Annotated in this window: 2 protein-coding genes; both read left to right on the forward strand. The window is 67.4% G+C overall.

Features of this window, described 5'->3' with window-relative positions:
- Window positions 1–652: hypothetical protein (locus tag ACFDS3_RS19790; RefSeq protein ID WP_375264050.1), on the forward strand; the 652-nt coding region annotated here is incomplete at its 5' end.
- A gap of 433 nt (window positions 653–1,085) precedes the next feature.
- The gene (mobV, locus tag ACFDS3_RS19795; RefSeq protein WP_375264051.1) at window positions 1,086–3,038 is read left to right on the forward strand and encodes a MobV family relaxase; all 1,953 of its coding nucleotides are present in this window, start codon (window positions 1,086–1,088) and stop codon (window positions 3,036–3,038) included.
- The last annotated feature ends 348 nt before the right edge of the window (window positions 3,039–3,386 follow it).

Raw genomic sequence — 3,386 nt, forward strand, 5'->3', positions numbered from 1 at the left:
TTCTATTTCGCAAACCCACTTTCGGCATTCGTGCCGAATGTTGGACATTTTCGCAGTCCGTCGCTACGGTCACCTCAACAACGAAAAAACCACCGGCAACGAGGCGAGCATGATGACGATGAGGGAGGCGGCGAAAGCCGCTGAGGCGGCTAGGACTGATGAGCTGCGGCGCGAGAACAGGGGATTTGTGCAGGTGTATCCGCAGGGCTGGGCGCGGCTGAGAAGCCTCATCGCCGACAACCCGCCCGCTGCTCGGGTTTATTCGATACTGGCCGAACACATCGATCCTTCCGCAGGTGCTGTGGTGGTCTCTCAGGCGGTTCTCGCCGAGATGACGCAATCGAGCGAGCGCACTGTCCGGCGACACACCCAGTATCTCGAAGAGCGCGGCGCGCTCGTAAGGATCCGCGTTAGCGGCAGCGTCTATGCCTACTGCCTGAACCCTGCTGAGGTCTGGCGCGCCTGGGACAGCCAGAAAGACATGGCCGCCTTCGTCACCAGGACGCTGGTGAAGAAGGGCGATCAGGACGCATTGGTGAAGCGTCGCCTTCAGATGATGGTTCGGGAGCAAGAAGCGGGCGAGAGCCTGCCCCCCATCAGCACCGACGAAGCCGACTTCGACCCCGAAACCGGCGAAGTCCGCGAGGGGTGATATGTCATTGTCGCCCGCCCGCAGGAAATCTCTTCAGCGGCAACGTGATCGCGTTGCCGGATGGAGCGAGATCACTCTGAAGGTCGCGGCAGATCGCGTTGAGGAGGTTAGAGCATTTGCGGCAGCCCTGCCTCCGCCCCAGCCGCCTCGGGATCCTCGTCAGCTCGATCTCCTTCAGCGCATCGAGGAGGAGCTAGCCGGATCAGTTCAGCCCGCCGATCAGCGAGGTTTCTTCGAATGAAGAACGGCGTTTTGAGTACTCACTACACAAAGCATCCGGCCCTCCGGGTCTCGGCTGCTTTGTTGCGTTCGCTCGGCTGCGCCGAGAAGCAGGTTTCAGGCCGCATCCGCGCTCCCGAAACCTGCGCCGCGCGGAGCGCGGCTGACCGGCTATCGCCGGTGCTATTCGTGGTGGGGAAGGAAGCGAGGGATCATGGCTGCTAACGACATCGCCGAGGCCAACCGTCAGGGCGGAGCGCAGGCTCTCGTCAGAGCGAGCCGCACGGCCGGTCCTGACGACCGCCCCTTCGCCATCCTGCGGTATGCGAAGCTGAAGACGGTCGGGGCGATCCGGGGGGCGGCGGCGCACATGCAACGCTCCATCCCGACCCCGAACGCGGACGCCGCGCGCGCCTCGAGCAACGTCATCCTGGTCGGATCCGAAGATCCGGCCGCCGACGTGCTGGCGCTCGTTCCGAAGACCGGCGCGCGCGGCCCGGACGGCAAGCCACTCCGCCGGTCGAACTCCGTCCTCGCGGTCGAGGTGCTGATGACGGCCAGCCCGGAATGGTGGCGTGACGCGTCACAAGCCGATCAGGACCGCTGGGTCGAACAATCCGCAGCCTGGCTGGCCGAGGAATGGGGCGTCGACAACATCGCCGATCTTAGGATGCATGGCGACGAGACCACCCCCCATCTGACCGGATTCATCGTGCCGCTCGACCCCGAAACGGGGCGGCTCAACGCCCGGCGCTGGATCGGCGGGAAGGTGAGCAAGGCCGAGCCAGGCGAGAGCCGCATCAGCCAGCACCAGACCGGCTACGCAGCCGCGGTTGAGAACCTCGGGCTGCGCCGCGGTCGCATTGGCTCCACCGCCCAGCACGAGACCGTCGCCAGCTACTACCGCCGCGCAGCTGGCGTCCTCGATGAGGTCGCCTTGCCCGAGATCACAACGCCGCCGCTGCTCGGCCGAGAGCGGTGGGCAGAGGATCTGCGGGCGCGGGTGGCCGAGGCGTTCACCACGCAGGCTGTGCGCGCCGCTGAGGCGGGTGCAGAGCGCCGGAAGGCCCACGCGGCAGGGCGAGCCGCCGACACCGCCCAGAAGGCCACTGACGCCGCCCAGAGGGCCGCTGAGGAGGCCAAGGCCGCCCGGCGGGAGTTGGCGGCACGGATGCGTGCCTTGCCCCTCCCTGACGTCCTGGAGCAACTCGGCGCCGAATGGGACGCCCCGGAAGCCCGGTGGAAGCTGGGCCCGAAGGGCGCGCGCACGCACCGCATCGAGGTCACGGACCACAGGTGGCGCTGTCCGATCCTGGGACGCGGAGGCACCGGAGCTATCGACCTTGTGCAGGCGGTGACGGAAAGCGACTTCAACGGCGCGCTATCGTGGCTCTCATCTCGGTTCGGAATCGAGGCGACCGCCGCTGATCTGAGCGCGACCACGCGATTCACCGCCACCGCCCGAGTTGCCAAGGCTGCGAGCGAACGCGCCCCCTTCCAGCCCCCTGCCCCAGATCCAGAGGCGTGGCCCGAGGTGCGCCGCCACCTCATCGAGGAGCGCGGCCTCATTCCCGAAATCGTGGACGAGGCCCACACTGCCGGGGACGTGTACGCACAGACACGCGAGGGGCCGCACGGCGGCACGCTGACGAACGCGGTGTTCCTCGCCCGCGACGAGGAGGGCACCCCGACCGGGGCCGAGCTCAAGGGCACACGCGTCCAGCGCGACGGGTCACGCTGGAGCGGGATGGCCCCCGGCAGCGACAAGAAGGCCGGGGCGTTCCGAGCTGGGGTTCGGCGGATCGCCGAAGCCGCTCGCGTCGTCGTCGTGGAAAGCGCGATCGACGCCCTCTCCGCACTCGGCTGGATCCGTCATGAGCGAGGGTATCGCGGCGCGGTCTCGATCATCTCGACCGCCGGAGACGGCGCGCCGGCCGCCCCGACTGTAGCTGCGATCAAAGACGACGCTCAGCGCTACGCTGGACAGGACGCCAACGCGGCCGGAGACGCCCAGGCAGAACGCCTGGGCGAAGGTTGGAGGCGGCTGCGCCCACCAGCGCCGCACGAGGATTGGAACGACTGGGCTCAGGCCTCCCGTGGATCGGGCAACCGGTCCCGTGACCTGTCACCAGACCCCGCCCCGTCAGAAGCCCCTGCGGGCCCCTGACCTCTTCGCCCTCGCTTCCTTCCCCACCACGAACTTCTACCGGCGTCAGCCGGTCTGCGGGCGCGGATGCGCCCGCCCGCGCACCCTTGGGTGCGCGGAAATGCGCCGCTTCGCGGCGCGAAGATCGAGGCCGAGCCCGCTTCGCGGGCGAGGTCCGTTGACCGTCCTTCGGCCGGTCTGCTGGCTACGCCAGCTGCTGGCTACGCCAGCGACCTGACCTCTTCGAGATCGGTCAGGTCAGAGAATAGAAAGGAAGAACCACCCGATATAATAATATCAATGACTTAGAGGTGAGCGACCGGACACAGCTGGTGTCCGGTCGACCGGACACCAGCTGTGTCCGGTCGC

Source organism: Palleronia sp. (assembly GCF_042089775.1).
Classification (GTDB): Bacteria; Pseudomonadota; Alphaproteobacteria; order Rhodobacterales; family Rhodobacteraceae; genus Palleronia.

What these genes read in the sequence shown, in the direction of transcription:
- mobV (WP_375264051.1), top strand. Translation starts at nt 1,086, where the DNA reads ATGGCTGCTAACGACATCGCCGAGGCCAACCGTCAGGGCGGAGCGCAG.